General features: G+C 60.8%; 20 protein-coding genes. 9 read left to right on the top strand and 11 right to left on the bottom strand.

The features are described from left to right. Positions 1-105: 105 nt before the first annotated feature. A complete protein-coding gene (locus tag AC0T4W_RS07930; RefSeq protein WP_476318307.1) occupies positions 106-729 on the bottom strand; it encodes a TetR/AcrR family transcriptional regulator in 624 nt (207 codons plus the stop codon). A 319-nt stretch (positions 730-1048) separates the two neighbouring features. On the opposite strand from AC0T4W_RS07930, the gene AC0T4W_RS07925 reads away from it, so the two are divergent. The 8 genes from AC0T4W_RS07925 to AC0T4W_RS07890 all read left to right on the top strand — a co-directional run bounded on the left by AC0T4W_RS07925 (position 1049) and on the right by AC0T4W_RS07890 (position 12734). Next, a complete protein-coding gene (locus tag AC0T4W_RS07925; protein WP_476318305.1) occupies positions 1049-2836 on the top strand; it encodes an acyclic terpene utilization AtuA family protein in 1788 nt (595 codons plus the stop codon). A gap of 128 nt (positions 2837-2964) precedes the next feature. Beyond that, complete coding sequence (locus AC0T4W_RS07920; protein WP_476318303.1) at positions 2965-3834, top strand: SDR family oxidoreductase; 870 nt, start codon at positions 2965-2967, stop codon at positions 3832-3834. A 5-nt stretch (positions 3835-3839) separates the two neighbouring features. Beyond that, the gene (gene atuC / locus AC0T4W_RS07915) at positions 3840-5456 is read left to right on the top strand and encodes a geranyl-CoA carboxylase subunit beta (RefSeq protein ID WP_476318301.1); all 1617 of its coding nucleotides are present in this window, start codon (positions 3840-3842) and stop codon (positions 5454-5456) included. 135 nt (positions 5457-5591) lie between these two features. Beyond that, on the top strand, positions 5592-6752 hold the full coding sequence (gene atuD, locus AC0T4W_RS07910) for a citronellyl-CoA dehydrogenase (RefSeq protein WP_476318299.1): 1161 nt from the start codon (positions 5592-5594) through the stop codon (positions 6750-6752). 121 nt (positions 6753-6873) lie between these two features. Next, positions 6874-7671, top strand: a complete 798-nt coding sequence (locus AC0T4W_RS07905) for an enoyl-CoA hydratase/isomerase family protein (RefSeq protein WP_476318297.1) — start codon at positions 6874-6876, stop codon at positions 7669-7671. 137 nt (positions 7672-7808) lie between these two features. After that, a complete protein-coding gene (locus tag AC0T4W_RS07900) occupies positions 7809-9797 on the top strand; it encodes an acetyl/propionyl/methylcrotonyl-CoA carboxylase subunit alpha (RefSeq protein WP_476318295.1) in 1989 nt (662 codons plus the stop codon). A 113-nt stretch (positions 9798-9910) separates the two neighbouring features. Continuing rightward, on the top strand, positions 9911-10735 hold the full coding sequence (locus AC0T4W_RS07895) for an SDR family oxidoreductase (protein ID WP_476318293.1): 825 nt from the start codon (positions 9911-9913) through the stop codon (positions 10733-10735). A gap of 172 nt (positions 10736-10907) precedes the next feature. After that, on the top strand, positions 10908-12734 hold the full coding sequence (locus AC0T4W_RS07890; RefSeq protein ID WP_476318291.1) for a long-chain-acyl-CoA synthetase: 1827 nt from the start codon (positions 10908-10910) through the stop codon (positions 12732-12734). A gap of 34 nt (positions 12735-12768) precedes the next feature. Here AC0T4W_RS07890 and AC0T4W_RS07885 read toward each other — a convergent pair whose 3' ends face one another. From AC0T4W_RS07885 to AC0T4W_RS07850, 8 genes are all read right to left on the bottom strand, one after another. After that, on the bottom strand, positions 12769-13287 hold the full coding sequence (locus AC0T4W_RS07885; RefSeq protein WP_476318289.1) for a hypothetical protein: 519 nt from the start codon (positions 13285-13287) through the stop codon (positions 12769-12771). A gap of 162 nt (positions 13288-13449) precedes the next feature. After that, positions 13450-14199, bottom strand: a complete 750-nt coding sequence (locus AC0T4W_RS07880) for a hypothetical protein (RefSeq protein ID WP_476318287.1) — start codon at positions 14197-14199, stop codon at positions 13450-13452. Next, complete coding sequence (locus AC0T4W_RS07875; protein WP_476318285.1) at positions 14196-14777, bottom strand: RNA polymerase sigma factor; 582 nt, start codon at positions 14775-14777, stop codon at positions 14196-14198. The genes AC0T4W_RS07880 and AC0T4W_RS07875 overlap by 4 nt, the downstream gene beginning before the upstream one ends. Then, positions 14774-16561 carry a vWA domain-containing protein gene (locus AC0T4W_RS07870; RefSeq protein ID WP_476318283.1) on the bottom strand — a complete coding sequence of 596 codons (1788 nt, stop codon included), beginning with the start codon at positions 16559-16561 and terminating at the stop codon, positions 14774-14776. The genes AC0T4W_RS07875 and AC0T4W_RS07870 overlap by 4 nt, the downstream gene beginning before the upstream one ends. 79 nt (positions 16562-16640) lie before the next feature. Next, entirely contained in the window at positions 16641-18080 is a 1440-nt protein-coding gene (locus AC0T4W_RS07865; protein WP_476318281.1) for an aminotransferase-like domain-containing protein, read from the bottom strand. A gap of 626 nt (positions 18081-18706) precedes the next feature. Next, positions 18707-19519 carry an OmpA family protein gene (locus AC0T4W_RS07860; RefSeq protein WP_476318279.1) on the bottom strand — a complete coding sequence of 271 codons (813 nt, stop codon included), beginning with the start codon at positions 19517-19519 and terminating at the stop codon, positions 18707-18709. Further along, positions 19516-19872 carry a DUF4398 domain-containing protein gene (locus AC0T4W_RS07855; RefSeq protein WP_476318277.1) on the bottom strand — a complete coding sequence of 119 codons (357 nt, stop codon included), beginning with the start codon at positions 19870-19872 and terminating at the stop codon, positions 19516-19518. The genes AC0T4W_RS07860 and AC0T4W_RS07855 overlap by 4 nt, the downstream gene beginning before the upstream one ends. Positions 19873-19881: 9 nt before the next feature. Next, positions 19882-20706 carry a substrate-binding periplasmic protein gene (locus AC0T4W_RS07850; protein ID WP_476318275.1) on the bottom strand — a complete coding sequence of 275 codons (825 nt, stop codon included), beginning with the start codon at positions 20704-20706 and terminating at the stop codon, positions 19882-19884. A 112-nt stretch (positions 20707-20818) separates the two neighbouring features. Between AC0T4W_RS07850 and AC0T4W_RS07845 the strand changes: the two genes are divergently transcribed. Beyond that, a complete protein-coding gene (locus tag AC0T4W_RS07845; RefSeq protein WP_476318273.1) occupies positions 20819-21748 on the top strand; it encodes an alpha/beta fold hydrolase in 930 nt (309 codons plus the stop codon). Positions 21749-21814: 66 nt separating this feature from the next. Here AC0T4W_RS07845 and AC0T4W_RS07840 read toward each other — a convergent pair whose 3' ends face one another. Both AC0T4W_RS07840 and AC0T4W_RS07835 read right to left on the bottom strand, forming a co-directional pair. Then, positions 21815-22744, bottom strand: coding sequence for an electron transfer flavoprotein subunit alpha/FixB family protein (locus tag AC0T4W_RS07840; RefSeq protein ID WP_476318271.1), 930 nt, complete (start codon positions 22742-22744; stop codon positions 21815-21817). Beyond that, positions 22745-23494 carry an electron transfer flavoprotein subunit beta/FixA family protein gene (locus AC0T4W_RS07835; protein WP_476318269.1) on the bottom strand — a complete coding sequence of 250 codons (750 nt, stop codon included), beginning with the start codon at positions 23492-23494 and terminating at the stop codon, positions 22745-22747. Positions 23495-23578 lie beyond the last annotated feature (84 nt).

Genomic DNA, 23578 nt, shown 5'->3' with positions numbered 1-23578 from the left:
CGAACCTCAGAACAAAACGCAGCGACTTCTTCCGTGACCCGAAACGCTCACAATCTGTTGGCGTCAAAATACTATCAATGTGCTATCTAGCGTAGTCTAATTTCCTCAAGCGTCCTTAATCACCAGCGACAGCGCCTCTTCGGCCAACTGATCGAGGCTCATCGGCCCTTCCGGGCGGAACCAGGTGGTAGTCCAGCTCAGCGCGCCAGTCAGCAGACGGCGCAGGATAAAGGGGTCGGCCTTGAAGTAACCGGCATCCCTGGCCTCCCCCAGCACCTGAAGCCAAAGCTGCTCATAGGTGTCACGCAGCTCCAGGATAAACGCCTGCCCCGGCTCCGACAGCGAGCGCCACTCATACACCAGCACCGCCATGGCCTCGCCGGTACCGCCCATGATCGACTGCAGCTCGCAGCGGATTAGCGCCAGCACGCGGCCGCGTAAATCGCTGGCTTCGGCCAGAGAGGCCTGCATCAACGCGGTGTTGTAGCGAATGGTCTCCTCCATCACCGAACGCAGAATCTCATCCTTGCTCTTGAAGTGATGAAAGATGCTGCCGGACTGAATACCCACCGCACTGGCCAGATCGCGCACCGTGGTGCGCTCATAGCCCTTGCTGCGAAACAGGTGCGCTGCGGTTTGTAGCAGCTTGCCGCGCGCGCTGTCCGGGTCGGTGATCTGCCCACTGGCCACCAGTTGCTGCATCACCGCATGCGCTTGTTGATCATCCACGCTAAGTACTCTCCAACTCTATATATGCCTCGGCCCAACCGGCCCAACCTGCAATTGCACGCTGGTTCTCAGCTGGTTTACCCAAGTGCTTGTCGTTATTAGTGAAATTTATGCTGCGCACGCTACCCAAGCAAGCGCTTGGCCCCACTTTCGGTTAGAAAGATTCGCCCCAGGGCTTTTCAACCAAGCGCTTGCTTGGTAGCCTTCAAGTCACCTTAATTTATGGCCTGCCATCCCTGGCGGCCACCCTGCGCGGCCGTCGCTGCGCGACGTTAAAAATGGCTCACGGCCATTTTTTATGTATTACGGACCTATTCCAATGACTAAAACCGTACGCATCGGCTGCGCGTCAGCCTTCTGGGGCGACACCAGCACCGCCGCCGCCCAACTGGTAAAGGGCAGCGAACTGGATTACCTGGTTTTCGACTATCTGGCCGAAGTGACCATGTCGATCATGGCCGGCGCACGGATGAAGAAACCGGACGCCGGCTACGCTACTGATTTTGTGGAAACCCTGGCACCGCTGCTGCAGGACATCGCGGCTAAGAACATCCGCGTAATCAGCAACGCCGGCGGGGTCAACCCCAGCGCCTGCGCCGCCGCTCTGGCTTCAGCTTGTGAGCAGGCCGGAGTGAATCTGAAGATTGCCGTGCTGCATGGCGACAATCTGCAACCCAAACTCGGTGAGTTGGCCAAGGCCAGCACCGTGGAGATGTTCAGCGGCGCGCCGCTGCCGCCCTTCTGCGTGTCGGTCAACGCCTACCTGGGTGCACCGGGCATCGTCGAAGCGTTAAAGCTCGGGGCGGATATCGTCATCACCGGCCGGGTGGTCGACAGCGCGGTGGTCAGTGCCGCACTGGTGCATGAATTTAACTGGAGTTGGAGCGACTACGACCAGCTGGCCCAGGCCGCCTTGGCCGGGCATATCATCGAATGCGGCGCGCAGTGCACTGGCGGCAACTTCACCGACTGGGAAAGCGTGCCGGACTACGAGCATATTGGCTTCCCGGTGGTGGAAGTGAGCGCCGATGGCAGCTTTGTCGTGACCAAGCCGGAAGGTTCCGGCGGCTTGATCACGCCTTTTACCGTGGGCGAGCAGATGCTCTATGAAATCGGCGACCCACGGGCCTATTACCTGCCCGACGTGCTCTGCGACTTCACCCGGGTGCAACTCAGCCAAGTCGGTGACAACCGCGTTGAGCTGAAAGGCGCACGCGGCCTGCCGCCGACTGATCAATACAAGGTCAGCGCCACCAACCCGGACGGTTTTCGCTGCACCGCCAGCTGCCTGATGGCCGGCCTCGATGCGGTAAAAAAAGCCCAGCGCGTCAGCCAGGCGATTATCAACAAGACCGAAGAAATGTTCGCCGAGCGCGGTTGGGGGCCTTACAAGGAAGTCAGCATCGAGTTGCTCGGCAGTGAGGCTACCTATGGCCCACGCGGCAAGCGCGTGGATACCCGTGAGATCGTGATCAAGATCGCCGTGCGCCATGCCAAGAAAGAAGCGCTGATTCTGTTCTCCCGCGAGATCGCCCAGGCCGCCACCGGTATGGCACCGGGGCTGACCGGCATAGTCGGCGGTCGCCCGACTGTTTATCCGGTGATCCGCCTATTTAGTTTTCTCGCCGACAAGTCTGCCTGCCAACTGCAGGTGGAAATCGACGGCGAGCGCACGCCCGTAGCCCTGCCAGAGATCGCCGTGCTGGATAGCGCGCAGATCGCCGCCGACATTCCCGCTCCACAGCCAAGCGGCCAGGCCGACACCTCAGTGCCGCTGATCAAGCTGGCCGTGGCGCGCTCCGGCGACAAGGGCAACCACAGCAATATTGGCGTAATGGCCAGAAAGCCCGAGTACTTGGCCTGGATCGCGGCTGCGTTGAGTGAGGGTGCCGTGGCCGAATGGATGCAGCATGCGCTCGATCCGCAAACCGGCAAAGTCAGCCGCTGGTACCTGCCCAGCAGCCATAGCCTGAATTTTTTACTGGAGAACGCCCTGGGCGGCGGCGGTGTCGCTTCCCTGCGTATCGACCCGCAAGGCAAGGCCTTTGCCCAACAGCTGCTGGAATTCCCGATACCGGTGCCAAGGGCCATAGCCGAGCACCTGTGACATGTATGGGTTAGCCGAAGGCGTAACCCACCGGAAAAACCTCAGCCAACCCGGTAACGAGGCACGGTATCCATGGTGGGTTACGCCGCTTCGCGGCTAACCCACCCTACGAAGGGCGAGCATTCGACATGACATACGACTCAGTTTTTAAACCCGGCCTGTTCAACGGCCAAACCATCATGGTCACCGGCGGCGGCAGCGGTATCGGCCGCTGCACCGCCCATGAGCTGGCGCACTTGGGTGCACATGTGGTGCTGGTTGGGCGCAAGCTGGAAAAGCTCGAAGCCACCTACGGTGAAATTATCGAAGATGGCGGCAGCGCCAGTTTTCAGGTCTGCGATATCCGCGATGAAGATGCCGTCAAAGCGATGGTCAAAACCGTGGTCGCCGAGCGCGGGCAGATCCATCACCTGGTCAATAACGCCGGCGGCCAGTACCCCGCACCGCTGATTGGTATCAACCAGAAAGGCTTCGAGACCGTGGTGCGCACCAACCTGGTGGGCGGTTTTCTGATCGCCAAGGAAGTGTATCTGCAGAGCATGAGCAAACACGGTGGCAGCATCGTCAATATGCTCGCCGACATGTGGGGCGGCATGCCGGGCATGGGCCATTCGGGCGCGGCGCGCGCTGGTATGGAGAACTTCACCAAGACCGCCGCCTACGAATGGGGCCACGCCGGGGTGCGAGTCAACGCCGTAGCGCCGGGGTGGATTGCCTCCAGCGGCATGGACACCTACCCCGAATCGATGAAGACCATGATCCGCTCGCTCAAGGATCACGTGCCGCTGCAACGCATCGGCAGCGAAGCGGAAGTAGCCGCCGCCATCGTCTTCCTGCTCACGCCTGGCGCCAACTTTATCAGCGGCAACACCATCCGTATCGACGGCGCAGCCAGCCAGGGCACTCGCGCCTGGACCCTCGGCAAGGCAAAAAACAGCGAGACCTATAACGGCTTCCACCGGGCTTATATGCCTGACGTGCTGAAAGATCAGGAGTAAGACCCATGCCGGTTATCCAATCCGAGATCGACGTGCATGGCGAGGACTTCGTCAAGAACCGTGAAGCCATGCTGGCTGCCGTCGACAGCTTTCGCCAGATCGAACAGAACTGCCTGAACAAGGCGCTTGATGCCAAAGCCAAATTCGAAAAGCGCGGCCAACTGCTGCCGCGTGAACGCCTGAATCTGCTGCTCGACCCCGGCGCGCCGTTTCTCGAACTGTCGTCCCTGGCCGGCTACAAACTGCACGACGACAAGGACGGCACCCAGGCCGGCGGCGGGATTATTTCCGGTATCGGCTATATCGCCGGGGTGCGCTGCCTGGTCAGCGCCAGCAACAGTGCGATCAAGGGCGGCACCATCTCCCCTACCGGGCTAAAGAAAACCCTGCGCCTGCAGCAGATCGCCTTCGAGAACAAACTGCCGGTAGTAGCCCTGACCGAAAGCGGCGGTGCCAACCTTAACTACGCCGCCGACATCTTCGTCGAGGGCGCACGCGGCTTTGCCAATCAAGCGCGTATGTCGGCCATGGGTTTGCCGCAGATCACCGTGGTGCACGGCTCCAGCACTGCAGGCGGGGCCTATCAGCCGGGGCTGTCGGATTACGTGGTGGTGGTGCGCGGCAAGGCCAAGATGTTCCTTGCCGGCCCGCCGCTGCTGAAAGCCGCCACCGGGGAAATCGCCACCGATGAACAACTCGGCGGCGCCGAAATGCACGCCCAGGTCGCCGGCACCGCCGAATACCTGGCCGAGAACGACGCCGATGGCCTGCGCATCGCCCGCGAAATTCTCGCCATGCTGCCCTGGAAAGCCCAGCTACCGGCGCGCCCGGTCAAGACCTACAGCGAGCCGCTGTACCCGGTCGAAGAACTGCTCGGTCTGGTGCCAGCAGACGCCAAGAAGCCCTACGACGTGCGCGAGATCATCGCCCGCATCGCCGACGGCTCAGCATTTCTCGACTTCAAGAACGAGTTCGACAGCCAGACCGTCTGCGGCCACCTGCAGATCGAAGGCCAGGGCTGCGGTTTTATCGGCAACAACGGCCCGATCACCCCGCAAGGCGCGGCCAAGGCGGCGCAATTTATCCAGCTGTGCGAGCAGAGCAACACGCCGATCCTGTTCTTCCACAACACCACCGGCTTTATGGTCGGCACCGAGTCGGAACAACTCGGGGTGATCAAACATGGCTCGAAGATGATCCAGGCAGTGGCCAACGCCACAGTGCCAAAGCTCACCATAGTGGTTGGCGGCTCCTACGGCGCGGGCAACTACGCCATGTGCGGCCGTGGCCTGGACCCGCGCTTTATCTTCGCCTGGCCCAATAGCAAAACCGCCGTGATGGGTGGCGCCCAGGCCGGCAAGGTGCTGCGCATCGTCACCGAAGACAAACACCTGAAGGAAGGCAAGGAAGCCGATCCGAAGATGCTCGACATGCTCGAGCAAGTCACTGCGCAAAAACTCGACAGCCAGTCCACTGCACTCTATGGCACCGCCAGCCTATGGGACGACGGCCTGATCGACCCGCGTGATACGCGCAAGCTGCTCGGCTACCTGCTGGATATCTGTGCCGAAGCCGCTGTGCGACCGCTTAAAAACAGCAGCTTTGGTGTGGCCCGATTCTGACCGTAGGTTGGGTTGAGGAGCTTGCGACGAAGCCCAACGGGCGGCGGCCCACCGCAGCCAAGCCGAATACACCGTTGGGCTTCGCAGGCTCAACCCAACCTACATGACCCCGCGATTTTCTGAGGAGAACAAGAAATGATCTTCACCCAAGAACACGAAGAGCTGCGCCGCACGGTCCGTAACTTTGTCGACAAGGAAATCAACCCCAACGTCGAGCAGTGGGAAAAGGACGGCCGCTTCCCGATCCACGAGATCTTCAAGAAGGCCGGCGACCTCGGCTTGCTGGGCATCTCCAAGCCGGAAAAATTTGGCGGCATGGGTCTGGACTACAGCTACTCGATAGTCGCTGCCGAAGAGTTCGGCACCATCATCTGCGGCGGCATCCCCATGTCCATCGGCGTGCAGACCGACATGTGCACCCCTGCCCTGGCGCGCTTTGGCTCCGATGATCTGCGTGAAGAGTTCCTCAAGCCGGCGATCAGCGGCGAGATGGTTGGCTGCATCGGCGTGTCCGAAGTGGGTGCCGGCTCGGATGTGGCCGGGCTGAAAACCACTGCCAAGAAAGATGGCGACGACTATGTGATCAACGGCAGCAAGATGTGGATTACCAACTCCCCTTCTGCCGACTTTATCTGCCTGCTGGCCAACACTTCGGATGACAAGCCCCACGTCAACAAGTCGTTGATCATGGTGCCGATGAAGACCCCAGGCATTACCCTCAGCCCGCACCTGGACAAACTCGGCATGCGCAGCTCAGAGACCGCCCAGGTGTTCTTCGACAACGTGCGCGTGCCGCAGCGCTACCGCATCGGCCACGAAGGTGCCGGCTTCATGATGCAGATGCTGCAATTCCAGGAAGAACGTCTGTTCGGCGCAGCCAATATGATCAAGGGCCTGGAACACTGCATCAACGCCACCATCGACTACTGCAAAGAGCGCAAAACTTTCGGCAACGCGCTGATCGACAACCAGGTCATCCACTTCCGCATGGCCGAGTTGCAGACCGAAGTCGAGTGCCTGCGCGCCCTGGTTTATCAGGCCACCGAGCAATACGTTCGCGGCCGCGACGTGACCAACCTGGCCTCGATGGCCAAGCTCAAGGCCGGTCGCCTCGGCCGTGAAGTCACCGACAGCTGCCTGCAATATTGGGGCGGCATGGGCTTTATGTGGGACAACCCGGTGTCGCGCGCCTATCGCGACGTGCGTCTGGTGAGCATCGGCGGCGGCGCCGACGAAATCATGTTGGGCATTATCTGCAAGCTGATGGGCATTCTGCCGGGGAAAAAGAAAAGCTAGAGCCAAGCGCCCGTAGGATGGGTTGAGCGCAGCGATACCCATCACCCCGGCCACGATGGGTATCGACGCTACGCGTCTCAACCCATCCTACGTCTCAGCTTTTTTGTATGAGGAATACCGGATGCCTGCTCTGCCGAACTGCGAAACCCTGCTACTAAACCACGACGCCGGCGTACTGCACGTCACCCTCAACCGTCCGGACAGTCGCAACGCCATGAGCCTGGCCATGGTCACGGAGCTGCGCGCGGTGCTGGAAAGCCTGCGTGCAGACCAGAGCGTGCGCGCCATTGTGCTGCGCGGTGCCGGCGGGCACTTCTGCGCCGGTGGCGATATCAAGGATATGGCCGGCGCGCGTGCAGCCGGTGGCGATGCCTATCGCAGCCTTAACCGCGCCTTCGGCAGCCTGCTGGAAGAGGCGCAGAACACACCACAGGTGCTGATCGCCGTGCTCGAAGGCGCCGTACTGGGCGGCGGCTTCGGCCTGGCCTGCGTGTCGGATATCGCCATCTGCCAGCAGGACGCCAAATTCGGCCTGCCGGAAACCACCCTGGGGATTCTCCCGGCGCAGATCGCCCCCTTTGTGATGCGGCGCATCGGCCTGACCCAGACCCGACGCCTGGCCCTCACCGCCGCGCGTTTTAATGGCAGCGAAGCCGAACGCCTGGGCCTGGTGCATTTCAGCGAAGCCAATGGCGAAGCGGTGGATGCTCGTCTGCACCAGGTACTGAGCCAAGTGCGCCAATGCGCGCCCGGCGCCAATGCCCAGACCAAGGCCCTGCTGCTGGCCGCCGAACAGGAAGCCCTCGGCCCACTGCTGGACCGCGCCGCCGAGCAGTTTGCCGCAGCGGTAACCGGTGCCGAGGGCGTCGAGGGCACCATGGCCTTTATGCAAAAACGTGCGCCGAATTGGGCGCAGTAGAGCGTAGGGTGGATGTCGCTTTTTACATCCACCGCAACACCGCACGGTGGATCGATAAAGCGTGATCCACCCTACACAACCCGAGACCGTAGGATGGGTTGAGCGCAGCGATACCCATCACCAGCAGGAGCACACAGATGCCCGCCTTTAACAAAATCCTGATCGCCAACCGCGGGGAAATCGCCTGCCGGGTGATGCGCACCGCCCAGGACCTCGGTTACCGCACCGTGGCCGTCTATTCCGAGGCCGACAGCGATGCACGCCATGTGCAGCAAGCCGATGAAGCCGTGTGCATCGGCCCGGCCCAGGTCAATCAGTCCTATCTGCTGATCGACAACATCATCCAGGCCGCGCAGAAAACCGGTGCCGATGCCATCCACCCTGGCTACGGTTTTCTCTCGGAAAACGCCGACTTCGCCCGCGCCTGCGAGGCCGCCGGCATCGTGTTTATCGGCCCGACCGTGGAAGCCATTCACCTGATGGGCAGCAAGCGCCTGTCGAAGATCGCCATGCTTGAAGCCGGCGTACCGTGCATTCCCGGTTTTGAGGGCGCAGCCCAGGACGACGAGACCCTAAGCCGCGAGGCCGAGCGTATCGGCTACCCACTGATGATCAAGGCCAGCGCCGGTGGTGGTGGTCGTGGTATGCGTTTGGTGCACGAATCCAGCGAGCTGCTGGCACAGATCCGCACCGCGCGTTCGGAAGCACAGAACGCCTTTGGCTCCGGTGAGCTGATTCTCGAACGTGCGGTGATCCAACCGCGCCATGTGGAAATTCAGGTATTCGGCGATCAGCACGGCAATATCGTTTACCTGGGTGAGCGCGATTGCTCGGTGCAGCGCCGCCACCAGAAGGTGGTCGAAGAAGCGCCCTGCCCGATCATGACGCCCGAGTTGCGCCAAGCCATGGGAGAGGCGGCGGTAAAAGCCGCCGCGTCGGTGAACTACGTTGGCGCCGGCACCGTGGAATTTTTGCTCGATCAGAGCGGCGAGTTCTTCTTTCTAGAAATGAACACCCGCCTGCAGGTAGAGCACCCGGTTACCGAACTGATCACCGGGCAAGACTTGGTCGCCTGGCAGATTCGTGTAGCCGAAGGCCAAGCGCTACCGCTTAAACAGGACGAGATTCGCCTGACCGGCCACGCCATGGAAGTGCGCCTGTACGCCGAAGACGCCACACAGAATTTCCTGCCGCAAACCGGCACCGCACTGCGCTGGGAACCGGCGCTGCGCGACGGCATCCGCATCGACCACGGTTTGGTTGAAGGCCAGGCCATTACGCCATTCTACGACCCAATGCTGGCCAAGGTCATTGCCTATGGTGCGACTCGCGAAGAAGCGCGGCGCAAGCTGGTGCGTGCGGTTGAAGACTGTGTACTGCTGGGGGTTAACGGCAACCAGCGCTTTCTCGCCAACCTACTCAGCCACCCCGAATTTGCCGCCGGCAATGCCACCACAGCGTTTATCGCCGAACACTTCGCCGATGACCCCAGCCTTAGTCCGCAGTCACCTAAAGCTAGCGAGCTGGCCGCCGCAGCCGCCCTGTTGTTCCAGCAGTCGGCCAATGCCCGCGCTCACCAACCGGGGCTTTCAGGCTGGCGCAATGCCGGCAGCGCGCCGTGGCGTTTTCTGCTTAAGCAGGGTGAACAGACGTTTACCGTGGAACTGCAAGTGCTGGCCGACGGCCCACAGCCCAGCCTGCTAGCCAGCATTGGCGAGCAGCAGGTCAGCCTCAAACTGCTGGCCAGCGACGGCCGCTGGGCCACCCTGGAGCTGGACGGTACTCGCCAGCGCCTGGCCTATCACCTGGCCGGCGACAACCTCTGGCTGTACGGCCATAACGGCAACCTGCAACTCACTGACATCACCCACCTGCCGGTCAGCAGCGCTGCCGGCGCCGGTTCAGGCAGCGTCAAGGCGCCGATGGACGGCGCGATTGTCGAGGTGCTGGTGGAGGAAGGCGCCAGTGTCAGCAAGGGCCAACTGCTGGTAGTGCTGGAAGCCATGAAAATGGAACACCCGCTCAAAGCCAGTATCGACGGCGTGGTACGGCGCATTGGCGTAAGCCGAGGCGATCAGGTGAAAAACCGTCAGCTGCTGGTGGAAATCGAAGCCAGCAAGATGTGAAAACCGTAGGTTGGCGCTGAGCCTGCGAAGCCCAACGTTGGGCTTCGTTGCACTCAGCACCAACCTACAGATCAACGCCCCAAGCACATAACAACAAATTCGGGAGCACGCATATGTCACTGCAAAGCAAAACCCTGTTTATCACCGGCGCCAGCCGTGGCATCGGCCGCGAAATCGCCCTGCGCGCCGCCCGCGATGGCGCCAATATCGTGATTGCGGCGAAAAGCGCCGAGCCCCACGCCAAGCTGCCTGGCACCATCCACTCGGTGGCCGCTGAAGTTGAAGAAGTCGGCGGCAAGGCCCTGGCCCTGCAGGTCGATGTGCGTGACGAGAACGCGGTGAAAACCGCCATGGCCCAGGCCGCCGAGTACTTTGGCGGCATTGATGTGCTGATCAACAACGCTGGCGCAATCAAGCTGGTGGGTGTGGAGAAGCTCGAAGCAAAACGCTTCGACCTGATGTTCCAAATCAACACCCGCGCGGTGATGGTCTGCAGCCAGGCCGCCTTGCCGTTCCTAAAACAGAGCAGCAATGGACATATCCTCAACCTGTCGCCACCGCTGAATATGGACAGCAAGTGGTTTGCCCAGCACGGCCCCTACACCGTCACCAAGTACGGCATGAGCATGCTCACCATGGGCATGAGCGAGGAATTCAAGAAGTACGGCATCAGCGTCAACTCGCTGTGGCCGAAAACCATGATCGCCACCGCCGCCATTGAGTTCGAACTGGGCAGCCGCGACGCCTTTAAACGCGCCCGCACCCCGGCGATCATGGCCGACGCTGCCCACGCCATTCTCAGCAGCAGCGGCCGCAGCATCACCGGGCGCTTGCTGATCGACGAAGATATTCTGCGTGAACAGGGCGTTAGCGAGTTCGAGCATTACCGCTTCGATCCGGCAGGCGGCACGCTGATCCCGGACCTGTTTGTCGATTAGGGCCTACACGACCACTCACCCAAATTGGCGCTGACCCCAGCGCCAACCTTTGCCCGCCCCAGGCCATTTGCCGATCTGCCCGCCGTCATGTGCAGCAGGGCCATAGCGGCTCGCTCAAAGCACATCTAGAGTCTCATTCCGCCCCCGCATAACAACCCTAAGCGCGAGAGCCATGAGCCAAGCCGATCTGATTTCCCCGCTGCGTTTCCTTGCCCGCATCCCCCAGCACCTACCGCGTGTGCCGCGTATGTTGCGCGGCTTGTATTACGCTGGCATCCGCAATCGCGAGAAAAATCTGTCGCTGGCCTGGGCGCTGGAGCGCACGGCGCAGCAGCACCCCGAGCGCCCGGCGCTGCTGGATGAGTCGCGCAGCCTTAGCTATGCCCAGTTCAATGCCTGGGCCAATCGCCTGGCCTGGGCCTTCAAGGCCGAAGGCGTGCGCCATGGCAGCGTGGTGGCGGTGATGCTGGAAAACCGTCTGGAGCTGCTGGCGATCCTCGCGGCGCTGAGCAAACTCGGCGCGGTCGGTGCGCTGGTCAATACCACCCAGCGTGGCAAGGTGCTGGCCCACAGCCTTAATCTGGTCAAACCTGGATTTATGGTGATCGGCGAAGAGTTGCGCGAAGCGTTCGAAGAAGTCGCCGAGCAATTGGATAACCCCAACGCACCGCGCTACTGGATTGCCGATCAGGATTGTCTGGAAGATGCCGGCCAGGCCCCCAACGGCTGGGCCAATCTGATGCAACTGGCACGCAGCCAGGCCGCCGGCAACCTGCCGGACAGCGCTAAGGTGAAGATGAAAGACCCTTGTTTTCTGATCTACACCTCCGGCACCACCGGCCTGCCCAAAGCCTCGATCATGAGCCACGGCAAGTGGATCAAGGCCTACGGCGGCTTCGGCCATTCCGGCCTGACCCTGAGCAATCAAGATGTGCTCTACCTGACCCTGCCCTGCTACCACAACAACGCGGTCACCGTGTGTTGGAGCGCAGCCATCGCCGGTGGTGCGGCCATCGCCCTGCGCCGCAAGTTCTCCGCCAGCGCCTTCTGGCCGGATGTACAGCGCTACCAGGCCACCTGCTTCGGCTATATCGGCGAGCTGTGCCGCTACCTGCTGAACCAGCCAGAAAGCGCTGCAGAGCAGAACAACAGCCTGCGCTGCATGATCGGCAACGGTCTGCGCCCCTCGATTTGGGCGCAGTTCAAGGCGCGTTTCGGGGTTGAGCAGATCACCGAGTTCTACGCCTCCAGCGAAGGCAATATCGGCTTTACCAACGTATTCAATTTCGACAACACCGTGGGCTTCTCCCCCGCCACCTACGCCATCGTGCGCTACGACCTAGAGAATGACTGCGTGACTCGTACCGCCAAGGGCTTTCTGCAGAAGGCCGACAAAGGCGAGCCTGGCCTGTTGATCAGCGAGATCAGCGCCAAATGGCCATTCGATGGCTACACCGACCCAGCCAAGAGCGAAGCGGCGATTCTGCGTAACGTATTCAAGCAGGGCGATGCCTGGTTCAACACCGGCGATCTGATGCGTGATATCGGCTGCAATCACGCGCAGTTCGTCGACCGCCTGGGCGACACCTTCCGCTGGAAAGGCGAGAACGTATCGACCACCGAAGTGGAAAACGTCCTGGGTGCCTTCCCAGGCGTGGAAGATGCAGTGGTCTATGGCGTGGAAATCCCCGGTACCAATGGTCGCTGCGGCATGGCCGCGCTGCGCCTGAGTGAAGGCCAGCAGCTGGATAGTGCCGCCCTCGCCGCGCATCTGGACGCCGAATTGCCGGTGTACGCCGCGCCGCTGTTTATCCGCCTACTCGGCGAGGTGGAAACCACCGGCACCTTCAAATACAAGAAGACTGACCTCAAGCAGGCCGCCTACAACCCCGCAGCGGTACAGGAGCCGTTGTGGGTGCGCCTGCCAGGCGAGTCGCGCTTTACCCCACTGAATCAGACGCTGTTCGCCGCCATCGGCGAGCAGGTCTATCGCTTCTGATTGCAAGCGGCAGGTAGGCTATCAAAGCTGCCTGCTACTGCTTGAACTCGAACTGCAACTGCGCGCCTTCGACCGACTGCCAGTAATCATCGCCGCGCTCATTGGTAATCAGCTTGCCATTGAGTTGAAAGGGCCCCTCGGTCTTATCCTTGTCGCCAAACATGGGCGGCAATAGTGGGATCGACAGGTCGCTAAGCGGTGCCACCGGCTGCAGGGGATCAAACACATTGGTATTCAGGCTCAAATCCAGCGGGGCTTTCGGCGCGGCTGGCTCAGGCTTGGGCTTGCGCGCAACCACAGCAGGTTTCGGCTGAGGTTGAGCTGCTGCAGTAAGCTTTGCCTCAACAGGCTTAGGCTGCAGGGGCTTGTTTACCACTGGCGTGGGCTCGACTGGCGTCGGCTCGACCTTGGCTGCTTTGCTGGTAATCACGGCTGGCGCTGGTTGCGCCTTGGCGGTTTCAACCTTGGGCTTTGCGGGAGGGGTGGTGCTTTGCTCGCAGGCCACTAGTGACAGCACTGTCAGCAGCAGCGCGAGGCTTCGAATAGGCAACATGGGTTAGCTACAAAGGCAGGGACACAAGGCGCTATGCTGGCCCCTGCCCCGCACTCTGGCAAGCACGCAATCGGTACGGCAGGTAACAACGCAAGTTTCTATTCGGAGAATCAGCCGACGACCACCGATATCGATGGCCACCAGCGACTGATTTACACCGTCTTATTCCGGCATCTGCAGTTGCTGCAGTTGCGCGTCAATATCGAGCTCTGGGTGCTCGCGCATCAGTTGCAACAGCAAAGCATCGGCCTCATCCGCCCAACCATCACGACGCAATTTAAGCAACCGTTGCAGCTCACTGCGCAGTTGCTGTTCCGCTTGGCTGGCGGCCGTTTTTTCGGCGGCTGATACAGCAGGCGCAGCGTCGTGCAACAACTCGGCCGTCACCTCTTCACGCAGCAGCTGATTGGACGCACCGGCCGAAAGTTTCTTCTCCGCCTCAGCAGCATCGGCACTGTAGCCCTGAATCACCGGAGCAGGCTTCGCCGCCCGTGAACGCTCTGCTTCCTCAACCACCACAGTGGATTCCGCCAGTGGCGCGAGCATCGGCGCGGATTGTGGAGCCATCCTCGCTGCAGCCGGGGCCGTCGGTACGCCGCTGGGCACGGCATCAAATGCATCCGGTGCCTGCTCAAAAGTTCGCCAGGTCAGGCTTACGCCAATTCCCAAGCAGGCCACCCCAGCCAATGCCACCGACCACCGTTGCCGGCCGCCAGCGCCGAACAGCCAGCTGTGCAGGCGCGCACTCAGGCCAGGTTTGGCCTCATCCGTGGCCGCATTACGCACGGCAGCACTGGCCGCCGCGAGAATCTGCGCATCCAGCTGTGCACTGGGCTCGCCGCCGCTGTTCTGGCGGAAATGCTCCAGCATCTGCCGTTCCTGCTCATCGGGCCTATGTTGATCGTGGTTCATACGGACAACTCCTCGGCGGCCGGGTCAGCCAGCAGCCGACGTAACTTCTGCAGGGCATAGCGCAAACGGCTTTTCACCGTCTCGGCAGGTATCTGGGTCAGCTCGGCGATCTCGGCCAGCTCCATGTCGCCATGGGCACGCAGCAGAAACACTTCGCGCTGCTCTGTTGGTAAATCCGCCAGGGCGGCCTCTAAACGCTGCTGATCGCGGCTCAGGCTGAGCTGTTGCTCAGGCCCCGGCTGCGGATCGTGCGGGGCATGCTGCTGTTCATCGTACTCGGCATGCCCCGCCTGATGCCGACCATGCTTGCGCCAGGTGTCAATCAACCGGTTGCGGCCGATCTGGTACAGCCAGGTCTTGAACAGCACCGCATCGCGCTGTTCGCTCTGGCTGCGGATCAGGCTCATCCAGGTGTCCTGAAACACCTCCTCGGCCAGGGCGTGGTCGCCACACAGACCAAGCAAAAAGCGAAACAGGCCGAGCCGGTGGCGCTGATACAACTCGGCGAAAGCCGCCGCATCACCGCAGCGGTAACGCCGTAACAAGGCGGTGTCGTCATCCGTGAGGGGTCGATTCACTGCTGTACTCGTGCGCTAGTTGAAGGGTTTGTCGCAGTTTGCAGACTCTGCGCCAGTTCCACCAGCTGCACAAACTCGCCGCGCAAACCGAAGCGGTCGATGCCTTTGGCGTTGCGCGCCAACTCGGCGCTGTCGGCCAGACTGAAGCGCCCGGTGTAGGTATCGCCCTTGAGCTGCTGAGCGAAGGCGGCCACCGCAGCAGCAAAGCGCAGATCCTCACTGGCCTGGCTGATGGCAGGCACATCACTGGCCTGAATCGGCTGCTCAAGCAGTTTGCTGACGTCCTGCCCTGGCGCCTTGTAACGAATGCGCAGCCAGGCCAGCTCACCTGCCCTGCCCTCAGTCTTCGCGGCTTGATAACGCAGCGGCTCCAGCCAGCCCTTACCGCCCACCGGCACCACTTCATAGAGTGCGGTTACTGTGTGACCTGCGCCGATTTCACCGGCATCAACCTTGTCGCTACTGAAATCTTCACGCTTCAGCGCACGGTTCTCATAACCCAGCAGGCGGTACTCACTGACCTGCGCCGGGTTGAACTCGACCTGGATCTTCACATCACTGGCGACCGTTGCCAGGGTTGAGCTGAGCTGATCCACCAGCACCTTGCGCGCCTCGCGTAGGTTGTCGATATAGGCGTAGTTACCGTCGCCGGCATCGGCCAACTGCTCCATCAACTGCTCGTTGTAGTTGTCGGCGCCGAAGCCCAGGGTGGTCAGGGAGACGCCGATCTTGCGCTTGTCAGCAGCCAATTGTTTGAGGGTTTCGAAGTCACTGATGCCGACATTGAAGTCACCATCGGTGGTCAGCAGGATGCGGTTGATGCCGCCGTCGATAAAGCCCTGCTGCGCCTGCTGGTAGGCCAGCTGAATGCCCGACTCACCGGCCGTCGAGCCGCCCGCCGTTAGCTGGTCGATGGCTGCACGGATCTTGGCCTTCTCGCTGCCAGATGTCGGCTCCAGAACTACGCTGGATGAGCCGGCATAGACCACCAGCGACACCTTGTCCTGAGCGCGCAGTTGCTCGACCAGCAACTTCAAGGTGCTTTGCACCATCGGCAGGCCTTCGCGGCGGTCCATCGAGCCGGAGACATCCACCAGAAACACCAGATTGGCCGGCGGCAGCTTCTCTACCCGTAGATCAGAAGCCTTGATGGCGATACGCAGCAAGCGGCTTTCTGGGTTCCAAGGCGTGGCCGCCAGCTCAGTGTGCACGCCAAACGGCACATCGCCCTTGGGCAGCGGATAGGCGTAGGGGAAGTAATTGACCAACTCCTCCAGGCGCAACGCATCCTGCGGCGGCAACTGCCCGCCATTGAGAAAACGCCGCACATTGGCGTAGCTGCCGGTGTCCACATCGATACTAAAGGTCGACACCGGCGTCTCGGCCACGGCATGCACCGGGTTGCCCGCCAGTTTCTGATACTGCTCGCGATTCTCGTCACGGCTCTTCCCCAAGTAAGCAGGCGGCAAAGCATCGGCCTGCACAGACATCGGTATCGGTATCGGCATCGGCATCGGCATCGGCATCGGCGCATAGGCCACGCTGGGCATCACAGCGTTGCCCGCTACCTGACTTTTGCGTTGCAGTTCGGCTGGGGCAGCGGCCAGCTGCTCGCGCAGCTCGGCGCGTTCACGCTTATGGGCCTGATCGCTCAGCTGCGGGCCGCCCGCCTCTGCGGCTGGCGCCTCGGGGTTGGCGGCGCTACACGCGCCAAGGCTGATCATTACGCCTGCGGCGAAACCGGCAAGCAGAGGACGGGTAAGCAGTACGGGGTAAGCAGACATGGGCGCATCTCCTGAGCGATAGGAACAAACCATTCGCTCAGGTAGACGCAGCCCTTTGCTACATCGGGTTAAGCCGCTGCTAAAAGCTCGCAGCGCCCTCCTGACACAACTGCCCGGCCAGCATGCCCAGGGTCATTAGCGCGCGCTCGGCCTCGCGGTTCCATGGGATGCCGCAGTTCAGGCGGATGCAGTGGTTGAACTGCTCGGTATTACTGAAGATCAGCCCCGGCGCGATGCTGATGCCCTGCTGCAGCGCGCGCACGTGCAGGTCCTTGGTGTTGACCCGCGCCGGCAGGCTGACCCAGAGGATAAAGCCGCCCTTGGGCCGACTCATCTGCGTGCCTTCGGGGAAGTACTGCTGCACCGCCAGCTGAAAGGCGCTGAGGTTCTTGCGGTACTCCTGACGGATAAAGCGCAGGTGACGGTCGTAGCCGCCGTTCTCCAGGTACGCCGCCACCGCCATCTGCGTGACGCTGCACGCCGAGTGGGTGCTGAAGGTCTGCAGGCGCTGGATTTCATCCTGGTATTTGCCGGCGACAATCCAACCGATACGCACACCGGGTGAGAGGGTTTTCGAGAAGCTTGAGCAATACAACACCCGTCCTTCACGGTCATGGGATTTGAGCGCCTTGGTCGGACCCTGCTCGAACATCAGTTCGCCGTAGATATCATCTTCGATAATCTGAATATCGTAATCACCGGCCAGGCGCAGCAACTGGCGCTGACGCTCTTCGGGAATGGTGCCGCCCAGCGGGTTGCTCAGCCGCGCAGTCAGCACCAGAGCCTTGATCGGCCATTGATTGGCCGCCAGCTGCAGGGCTTCCAGGCTGATGCCGGTGGTCGGGTCGCTGGGAATCTCAATGACTTTCAGTCCAAGCAAATCAGCCAGCTGCAGCAGACCGTAATAAGTTGGCGACTCGGCGGCGATCAGATCGCCCGGTTTGGTCAGCACCCGCAGGCTCATCTGCAGGGCATCGACGCAGCCGTGGGTGATCACTACTTCCGTTGGATCGACCACCACGCCGGCATCGCGCATGCGGATCGCCACCTGGCGCCGCAGCGGCTCGAAACCTGGGCTGAACATATAGCTGAAGGCCCGGGCACTGTGAAAACGGGTGACCTTGGCCAACTGCTGGTGCAACGCGCGCACCGGCAGGTAATCGACATGCGGCACCGCTGCGCCTAAGGGAAACACGCCCTCGCGGCGCGACTCGGCGAGCACCTGATTGATGATGCTACTGCGCGTTACCAGGCCAGGCCGCTCGACACGGGCGATATCAGGGGTTGGCGCAGTAAGAGCCGGGGTCTGGTGCACATAGAAGCCAGACTGCGGGCGGGCGCGGATCAGTCCCTGGTCTTCCAGATTGGCGTAGGCCTGCAGCACAGTCGCGTGGCTGACGCTGAGCTGCGCACTCATCTTGCGCACCGACGGCACACGCTCACCAGGCTGGTAAACGCCACGGCGGATGTCTTCCGCCAGTTGCTGGGCAATGCGCTGATAAAGCAACAGATTAGTCATGACCGCGTTCCTGCTTGACTGAACCGTAACAGTAAACCGGGCTTTTACAATTGCACCGGTACAGCTCACTGAATTGTGGGCGATACAGTGCCAACCCGCCAGGGCTGTAGCGGTTCAATTAATAGATGTTCGGATTGTGCAGCACTGCCTAGCGATCTATTCCATATGCCAACGGCTGTTGGGCTTCGCTGCGCTCAGCGCCAACCTACCGATTGCATGCAGGACAGGGCCAATAAAAGCCCCGGCTAGCCGTAATGCTGTTCACTTTAGGTCGCATACGTTTTGCTCCCCTCTCCCATTTATGGGAGAGGGGCTGGGGGTGAGGGCTGAAAACGCCGCCAAATTGGAGACCTTCCCCTCTCCCTAACCCTCTCCCCGGAGGGACGAGGGGGTGACCGCGTCCACCCGGTACTTAAGTGAACAGCATTACCGGCGAACCTAGGAGCCTGTCGGACTTAACACTGTTCTACTGCGGAAAATCCGGATTCGGCCATTTTTGCTGCTCTTTCTCGTTAAATAGCTCGCTATTCGCCTCGAAAGACCAACAAAACTGACTCGATCCGGGCTTTCCCTCGCTACGAACGGTCAAGCCCGACAGGCTCCTAGGCTTCTTAACGACAGCAGAGTTAGCGCGACGAGCCGAGATTACCTTGCTCATCGGAGAACACGATCTCCACTCGGCGATTTTGCGCCCGGCCTTTGGCCGAGGCATTTTCGGTTACCGGGAAGCTCTCGCCATGGCCCTGTACTTCGATGCGCTTGCTATCGATGCCCAGATCGACCAGTACATCGGCCACTGCCTGGGCGCGGGCGCGGGACAGTTCGAGATTTTCCTGAGCATCACCACGGCTGTCGGTATAGCCCTCAATGCGCACGATGCGTCGCGGGTTGAGTTGAAGGAACTGCACCAGTTTCAGCACCGTACGGTTGGCCGAGGTTTTGAGGTCGGTATGGCCGGCATCAAACAGCACATCACCCAAGGTCATCACCAGGCCGCGCTCACTCTGGATGGTGGACAGGCTGACCATCTGCTCTTCAAGCCAGTTGCTCTGATCCTGCACGCTGAGCAGCTTGGCCTCACGCAAGGCCAACTGCAGCCGCTGGCGTTCCAGCTCCAGCTTGACCGCGCGCTCCTGATTCAGATTGAGCGCACTCTTCTGCCCGGCAATCGCACTGTACTGCTGGCTGAGATAGGCATAGTGGCTGACATCATCAGCGCTGCCCCAGTAGCTCGATAGGCGATCGGCCTTGGCCAGCGACTCACCGGCGCGAATCAGGTCCTTGGGCGCGCTGCGCAGCACGTCGCCATCTTCCTTCACCTGTTGGAAGGCTGCGTGTGCCCCCTCTAATGCCTGGTCGTTCGAACTGTGCGATGAAGCGCAGCCGCTCAACAATACAGCCGCGAAAACCGCCAACAGGTTTAGCTGAGCAGGCTTCATTGCAAGCCTCCCAGCTGTTTGCGCAAGCGGTTGATGGCGTTGCTTAACTCGGCCAGTTGCTGCTGGCTTTTCTCGGTCAGGTGCTCGGCTTCGGCCAGCCGCGCATCCAGCTCGGCCTGCTCGGCATACACCCGCGCCTGTTTGTAGTCCTCGTCCTGCATGGCCGTTTGGGCCAGGGCAAATTTTTCCTCAGCCAGGCGCAGCGAGGCTGATTGCTCGGCGGAAATACCCAGCGCCTGGGCTTGGCTAAGCGCCTGTTCGGTCAAGCGCAGTTGCTCATTGGGCGCTGGGTCAGATGCACAGGCGCTGAGCATGAGCGGCAGCAAGGCCGCACAGATACGTCGATAAATCACAGGATTTCCCTACTGTTCAGCGTCACCGCTGGGTGTGAGCTGTTGATCTTTCCAGCGCTGCAGATTGCGCTGCAGCAAGTCGTCCGGCAAACCGCTGGCGATTGCCTCGTTCATTTTCTTCGCCAGCATGCCGCGCAGCCAGGCATCGTTGCAGGCCGAGTTGTGCGACAGCGTCAGGTACAAGCCTTCGCTGGAGATCGGCGGATCAAGCACCAGCAGATCGTCCTGCATGCCCAGGCTATCGGCCAGCGCCTGCCCTGGGTAACGCTCGTACAGCACGTAGTCAGTACGTCCCCGCACGAGCTTCTGGAACGCCTGAGTAAGGCTGGAAACGCCCTCCAGGGTCAGGTTGCTCTTGGCGTAAGCATCGAACGCTTGCCCAAAACTGTTGTTGACCAGAGTACCGCCGGTGCGATTACGCAGATCCTCCCAGCCGGCATAGGGGAACTCTGCACCGCGGTGCACCCACACCACATTAGGCGTGAAGTAGAACGCCGGATGCACATAATCCATGACTTCAAGACGCGGCAAGGTCAGAAACGCCCCGGCAATCAGGTCGACACGGCCAGTGCGCACTTCATCCTGCGCCCGCGACCAGGGCCCGGTATAGATGATGTCCACCACCACACCCAGCTCCTTGGCCAAGTGCTGCAGCAGATCGGCGTTGGCACCGATCAGTTGTTGAGGATTCTGCGGGTCGCGCCAGAGATACGGCGGGTACTCCGGGTTACCCGTCGCCACCAGGCGCTCGCACTTACCTGCGGCAACGGCAAATGCCGGTATCAGCAGTGCAGCGAGCAGTAGGAACGATCTATATAAACCACGCTCAAGCATTGACGACTTCTCGACTTAACCTTGGATGGGCGCCTAGGGCCACACATCGGGAGACTTCTTAGATCATGCTAGCTTAATACGCATCAATACTAATTCGCGATAAAGACTAACCATGAAAAAACTGATCGTAACGTTGATGCTACTGCTCGCCGGTACCGCAGCCCTGCTGTACCTCTCACCCGCCGCCCTGTTGACGGGCATACAACTGCTGGAGCGGCAACGCGCCGGGCTGAGCCTGAAGCAGATTAGCGTGGGCGATCTTAGCATTCATTACTACGAGGGCGGCCCAAGCAGCGCACAAACCGTCCTGATGGTGCACGGCTTCGCTGCCAACAAGGACAACTGGCTGCGTTTCGCTCGCCACCTCAGCCAAGAATACCGGGTTATTGCCCTCGATCTGCCAGGGTTCGGTGCCAGCGACAAGCCGGCCGGCAGTTACGACGTGGGCACTCAGACCGAGCGCCTGGCCGGCGTGGTTGAAGCACTGGGAATCGGACAGCTGCACCTGATCGGTAACTCCATGGGCGGCCATATCAGCGCGCTGTATGCCGCACGCTATCCGCATAAAACTCTGTCTCTGGCATTACTCGACAACGCCGGCATCACCTCGCCGCAACCTAGCGAACTGCTGCAACGGCTGCAGCGCGGCGAGCCCAATCCGCTGGTGGTAAAAAGCCCTGAGGATTTTCAGCGCCTGCTCGACTTTGTCTTTGTGCAGCCGCCCTACCTGACGGAATCGCTCAAAGGCTATTTCGCCGAACAGGCCATCGCCAATAGCGCGCACTACGACCAGGTGTTTACCCATTTGATCGAACGCTACATACCACTGGAGCCAGAGCTACCGAAAATCCAGGCGCCGACATTGATCATCTGGGGTGCAGAAGACCGGGCCTTGCATGTATCGAGCATCGAGGTGATGCAACCGCTGCTGCGCCAACCCAGCGTGGTGATCATGCCGGATACCGGCCATGCACCGATGATTGAACGAGCAGAACTGACCGCGCAGCACTACCGGAGCTTTCTACAAGCGCTGCCGGATTAGCGAAAAAATGCAGGCAAGAAAAAACCCGCTCAGTGAGCGGGTTTTTTCTTGCCTGGGGAAACTGGCTTAAACCAGTTTCTCCAGCTCAGGTATTGCTTCGAACAGATCAGCTACCAGGCCGTAATCGGCCACCTGGAAGATCGGCGCTTCTTCGTCCTTGTTGATCGCAACGATCACCTTGGAGTCTTTCATACCGGCCAGGTGCTGGATCGCGCCGGAGATCCCGACGGCGATGTACAGCTGTGGCGCAACGATCTTGCCGGTCTGACCGACCTGCATGTCGTTGGGTACGAAACCTGCGTCGACTGCAGCGCGGGAGGCGCCAACAGCAGCGCCCAGCTTGTCGGCCAGGGCGTACAGGTGCTTGAAGTTGTCACCGTTCTGCATGCCGCGGCCGCCGGAAACGACGATCTTGGCAGCGGTCAGCTCCGGACGATCGGACTTGGCCAGCTCTTCGCCGACGAAAGCCGATTTACCAGCGTCAGCACCAGCAGCCACAGCTTCAACGGCAGCGCTGCCGCCTTCGGCTGCAACCGGGTCGAAACCGGTGGCACGCACGGTGATGACTTTCACGGCAGCGGAAGACTGCACGGTGGCGATGGCGTTACCGGCGTAGATCGGACGCTTGAAAGTGTCAGCGCTTTCAACGGCGATGATTTCCGAGATCTGATCAACATCCAGGGCAGCAGCAACGCGCGGCAGGATGTTCTTACCGTTGCTGGTAGCAGCAGCCAGGATGTGGCTGTAGCTCTTGCCCAGCTCAGCGACCAGCGGTGCGACGTTTTCCGGCAGCTGGTGAGCAAAAGCGGCGTTGTCAGCAACCAGTACCTTGGCCACGCCAGCAATTTTGCTAGCGGCTTCAGCCGCAGCGCCGCAAGCGGAACCTGCAACCAGAACGTGGATGTCGCCACCGATTTTCGCGGCAGCAGCCACGGTATTCAGCGTGGCAGGAGCCAGGGCGGCATTGGTGTGTTCAGCGATAACCAGGATAGTCATTTAGATTACCTTCGCCTCGTTCTTCAGTTTCTCGACCAGTTCAGCCACGGACTTGACCTTGATGCCGGCGCTACGGGTAGCAGGCGCTTCGACTTTCAGGGTTTTCACGGTGGAAGCGGTGGAAACACCCAGAGCATCCGGGGTGATGGTTTCCAGCGGCTTCTTCTTGGCTTTCATGATGTTCGGCAGCGACGCGTAGCGCGGCTCGTTCAGACGCAGGTCGGTGGTCACGATAGCCGGCAGGTTCAACGCAACGGTCTGCAGACCGCCGTCGATTTCGCGGGTTACGTTGACCTTGTCGCCTGCCACTTCCACTTTGGAAGCGAAGGTGCCCTGGCCGAAACCAGTCAGCGCGCCGAGCATCTGGCCGGTCTGGTTGTTGTCGCTGTCGATGGCCTGTTTGCCCAGGATCACCAACTGCGGCTGCTCTTTGTCGACCACTGCCTTGAGCAGTTTGGCCACAGCCAGCGAGTTCAGCTCATCGCTAGATTCAACCAGGATGGCACGGTCAGCACCCAGCGCCAGCGCGGTACGCAGCTGCTCTTGAGCAGTGGCCGGGCCGATGGTTACGACAACGATTTCGCTCGCCACGCCTTTCTCTTTCAGGCGTACAGCTTCTTCCACGGCGATTTCGCAGAAAGGGTTCATCGACATCTTGACGTTGGCAAGATCAACGCCGCTGTTGTCCGCTTTGACGCGAACCTTGACGTTGTAGTCGACCACTCGTTTGACAGCTACAAGAACCTTCATGGATTCCTCGTTACTCTCCGGTGAATAAGAATGTCGCCAGAAGCGAACATGGCGGGAACTGCTAACCGGCCGGAACCGGGAGTC

The organism is Pseudomonas sp. C7.1, from assembly GCF_056312395.1.
This window is presented reverse-complemented; position numbering and strand designations above follow the sequence as displayed.

Bases quoted from the DNA above. Each gene is read 5' to 3' on its own strand.
- AC0T4W_RS07925 (WP_476318305.1), top strand. From the start codon at position 1,049: ATGACTAAAACCGTACGCATCGGCTGCGCGTCAGCCTTCTGGGGCGAC.
- AC0T4W_RS07920 (WP_476318303.1), top strand. From the start codon at position 2,965: ATGACATACGACTCAGTTTTTAAACCCGGCCTGTTCAACGGCCAAACC.
- atuC (WP_476318301.1), top strand. From the start codon at position 3,840: ATGCCGGTTATCCAATCCGAGATCGACGTGCATGGCGAGGACTTCGTC.
- atuD (WP_476318299.1), top strand. From the start codon at position 5,592: ATGATCTTCACCCAAGAACACGAAGAGCTGCGCCGCACGGTCCGTAAC.
- AC0T4W_RS07905 (WP_476318297.1), top strand. From the start codon at position 6,874: ATGCCTGCTCTGCCGAACTGCGAAACCCTGCTACTAAACCACGACGCC.
- AC0T4W_RS07900 (WP_476318295.1), top strand. From the start codon at position 7,809: ATGCCCGCCTTTAACAAAATCCTGATCGCCAACCGCGGGGAAATCGCC.
- AC0T4W_RS07895 (WP_476318293.1), top strand. From the start codon at position 9,911: ATGTCACTGCAAAGCAAAACCCTGTTTATCACCGGCGCCAGCCGTGGC.
- AC0T4W_RS07890 (WP_476318291.1), top strand. From the start codon at position 10,908: ATGAGCCAAGCCGATCTGATTTCCCCGCTGCGTTTCCTTGCCCGCATC.
- AC0T4W_RS07885 (WP_476318289.1), bottom strand. From the start codon at position 13,287: ATGTTGCCTATTCGAAGCCTCGCGCTGCTGCTGACAGTGCTGTCACTA.
- AC0T4W_RS07880 (WP_476318287.1), bottom strand. From the start codon at position 14,199: ATGAACCACGATCAACATAGGCCCGATGAGCAGGAACGGCAGATGCTG.
- AC0T4W_RS07870 (WP_476318283.1), bottom strand. From the start codon at position 16,561: ATGTCTGCTTACCCCGTACTGCTTACCCGTCCTCTGCTTGCCGGTTTC.
- AC0T4W_RS07865 (WP_476318281.1), bottom strand. From the start codon at position 18,080: ATGACTAATCTGTTGCTTTATCAGCGCATTGCCCAGCAACTGGCGGAA.
- AC0T4W_RS07860 (WP_476318279.1), bottom strand. From the start codon at position 19,519: ATGAAGCCTGCTCAGCTAAACCTGTTGGCGGTTTTCGCGGCTGTATTG.
- AC0T4W_RS07850 (WP_476318275.1), bottom strand. From the start codon at position 20,706: ATGCTTGAGCGTGGTTTATATAGATCGTTCCTACTGCTCGCTGCACTG.
- AC0T4W_RS07845 (WP_476318273.1), top strand. From the start codon at position 20,819: ATGAAAAAACTGATCGTAACGTTGATGCTACTGCTCGCCGGTACCGCA.
- AC0T4W_RS07840 (WP_476318271.1), bottom strand. From the start codon at position 22,744: ATGACTATCCTGGTTATCGCTGAACACACCAATGCCGCCCTGGCTCCT.
- AC0T4W_RS07835 (WP_476318269.1), bottom strand. From the start codon at position 23,494: ATGAAGGTTCTTGTAGCTGTCAAACGAGTGGTCGACTACAACGTCAAG.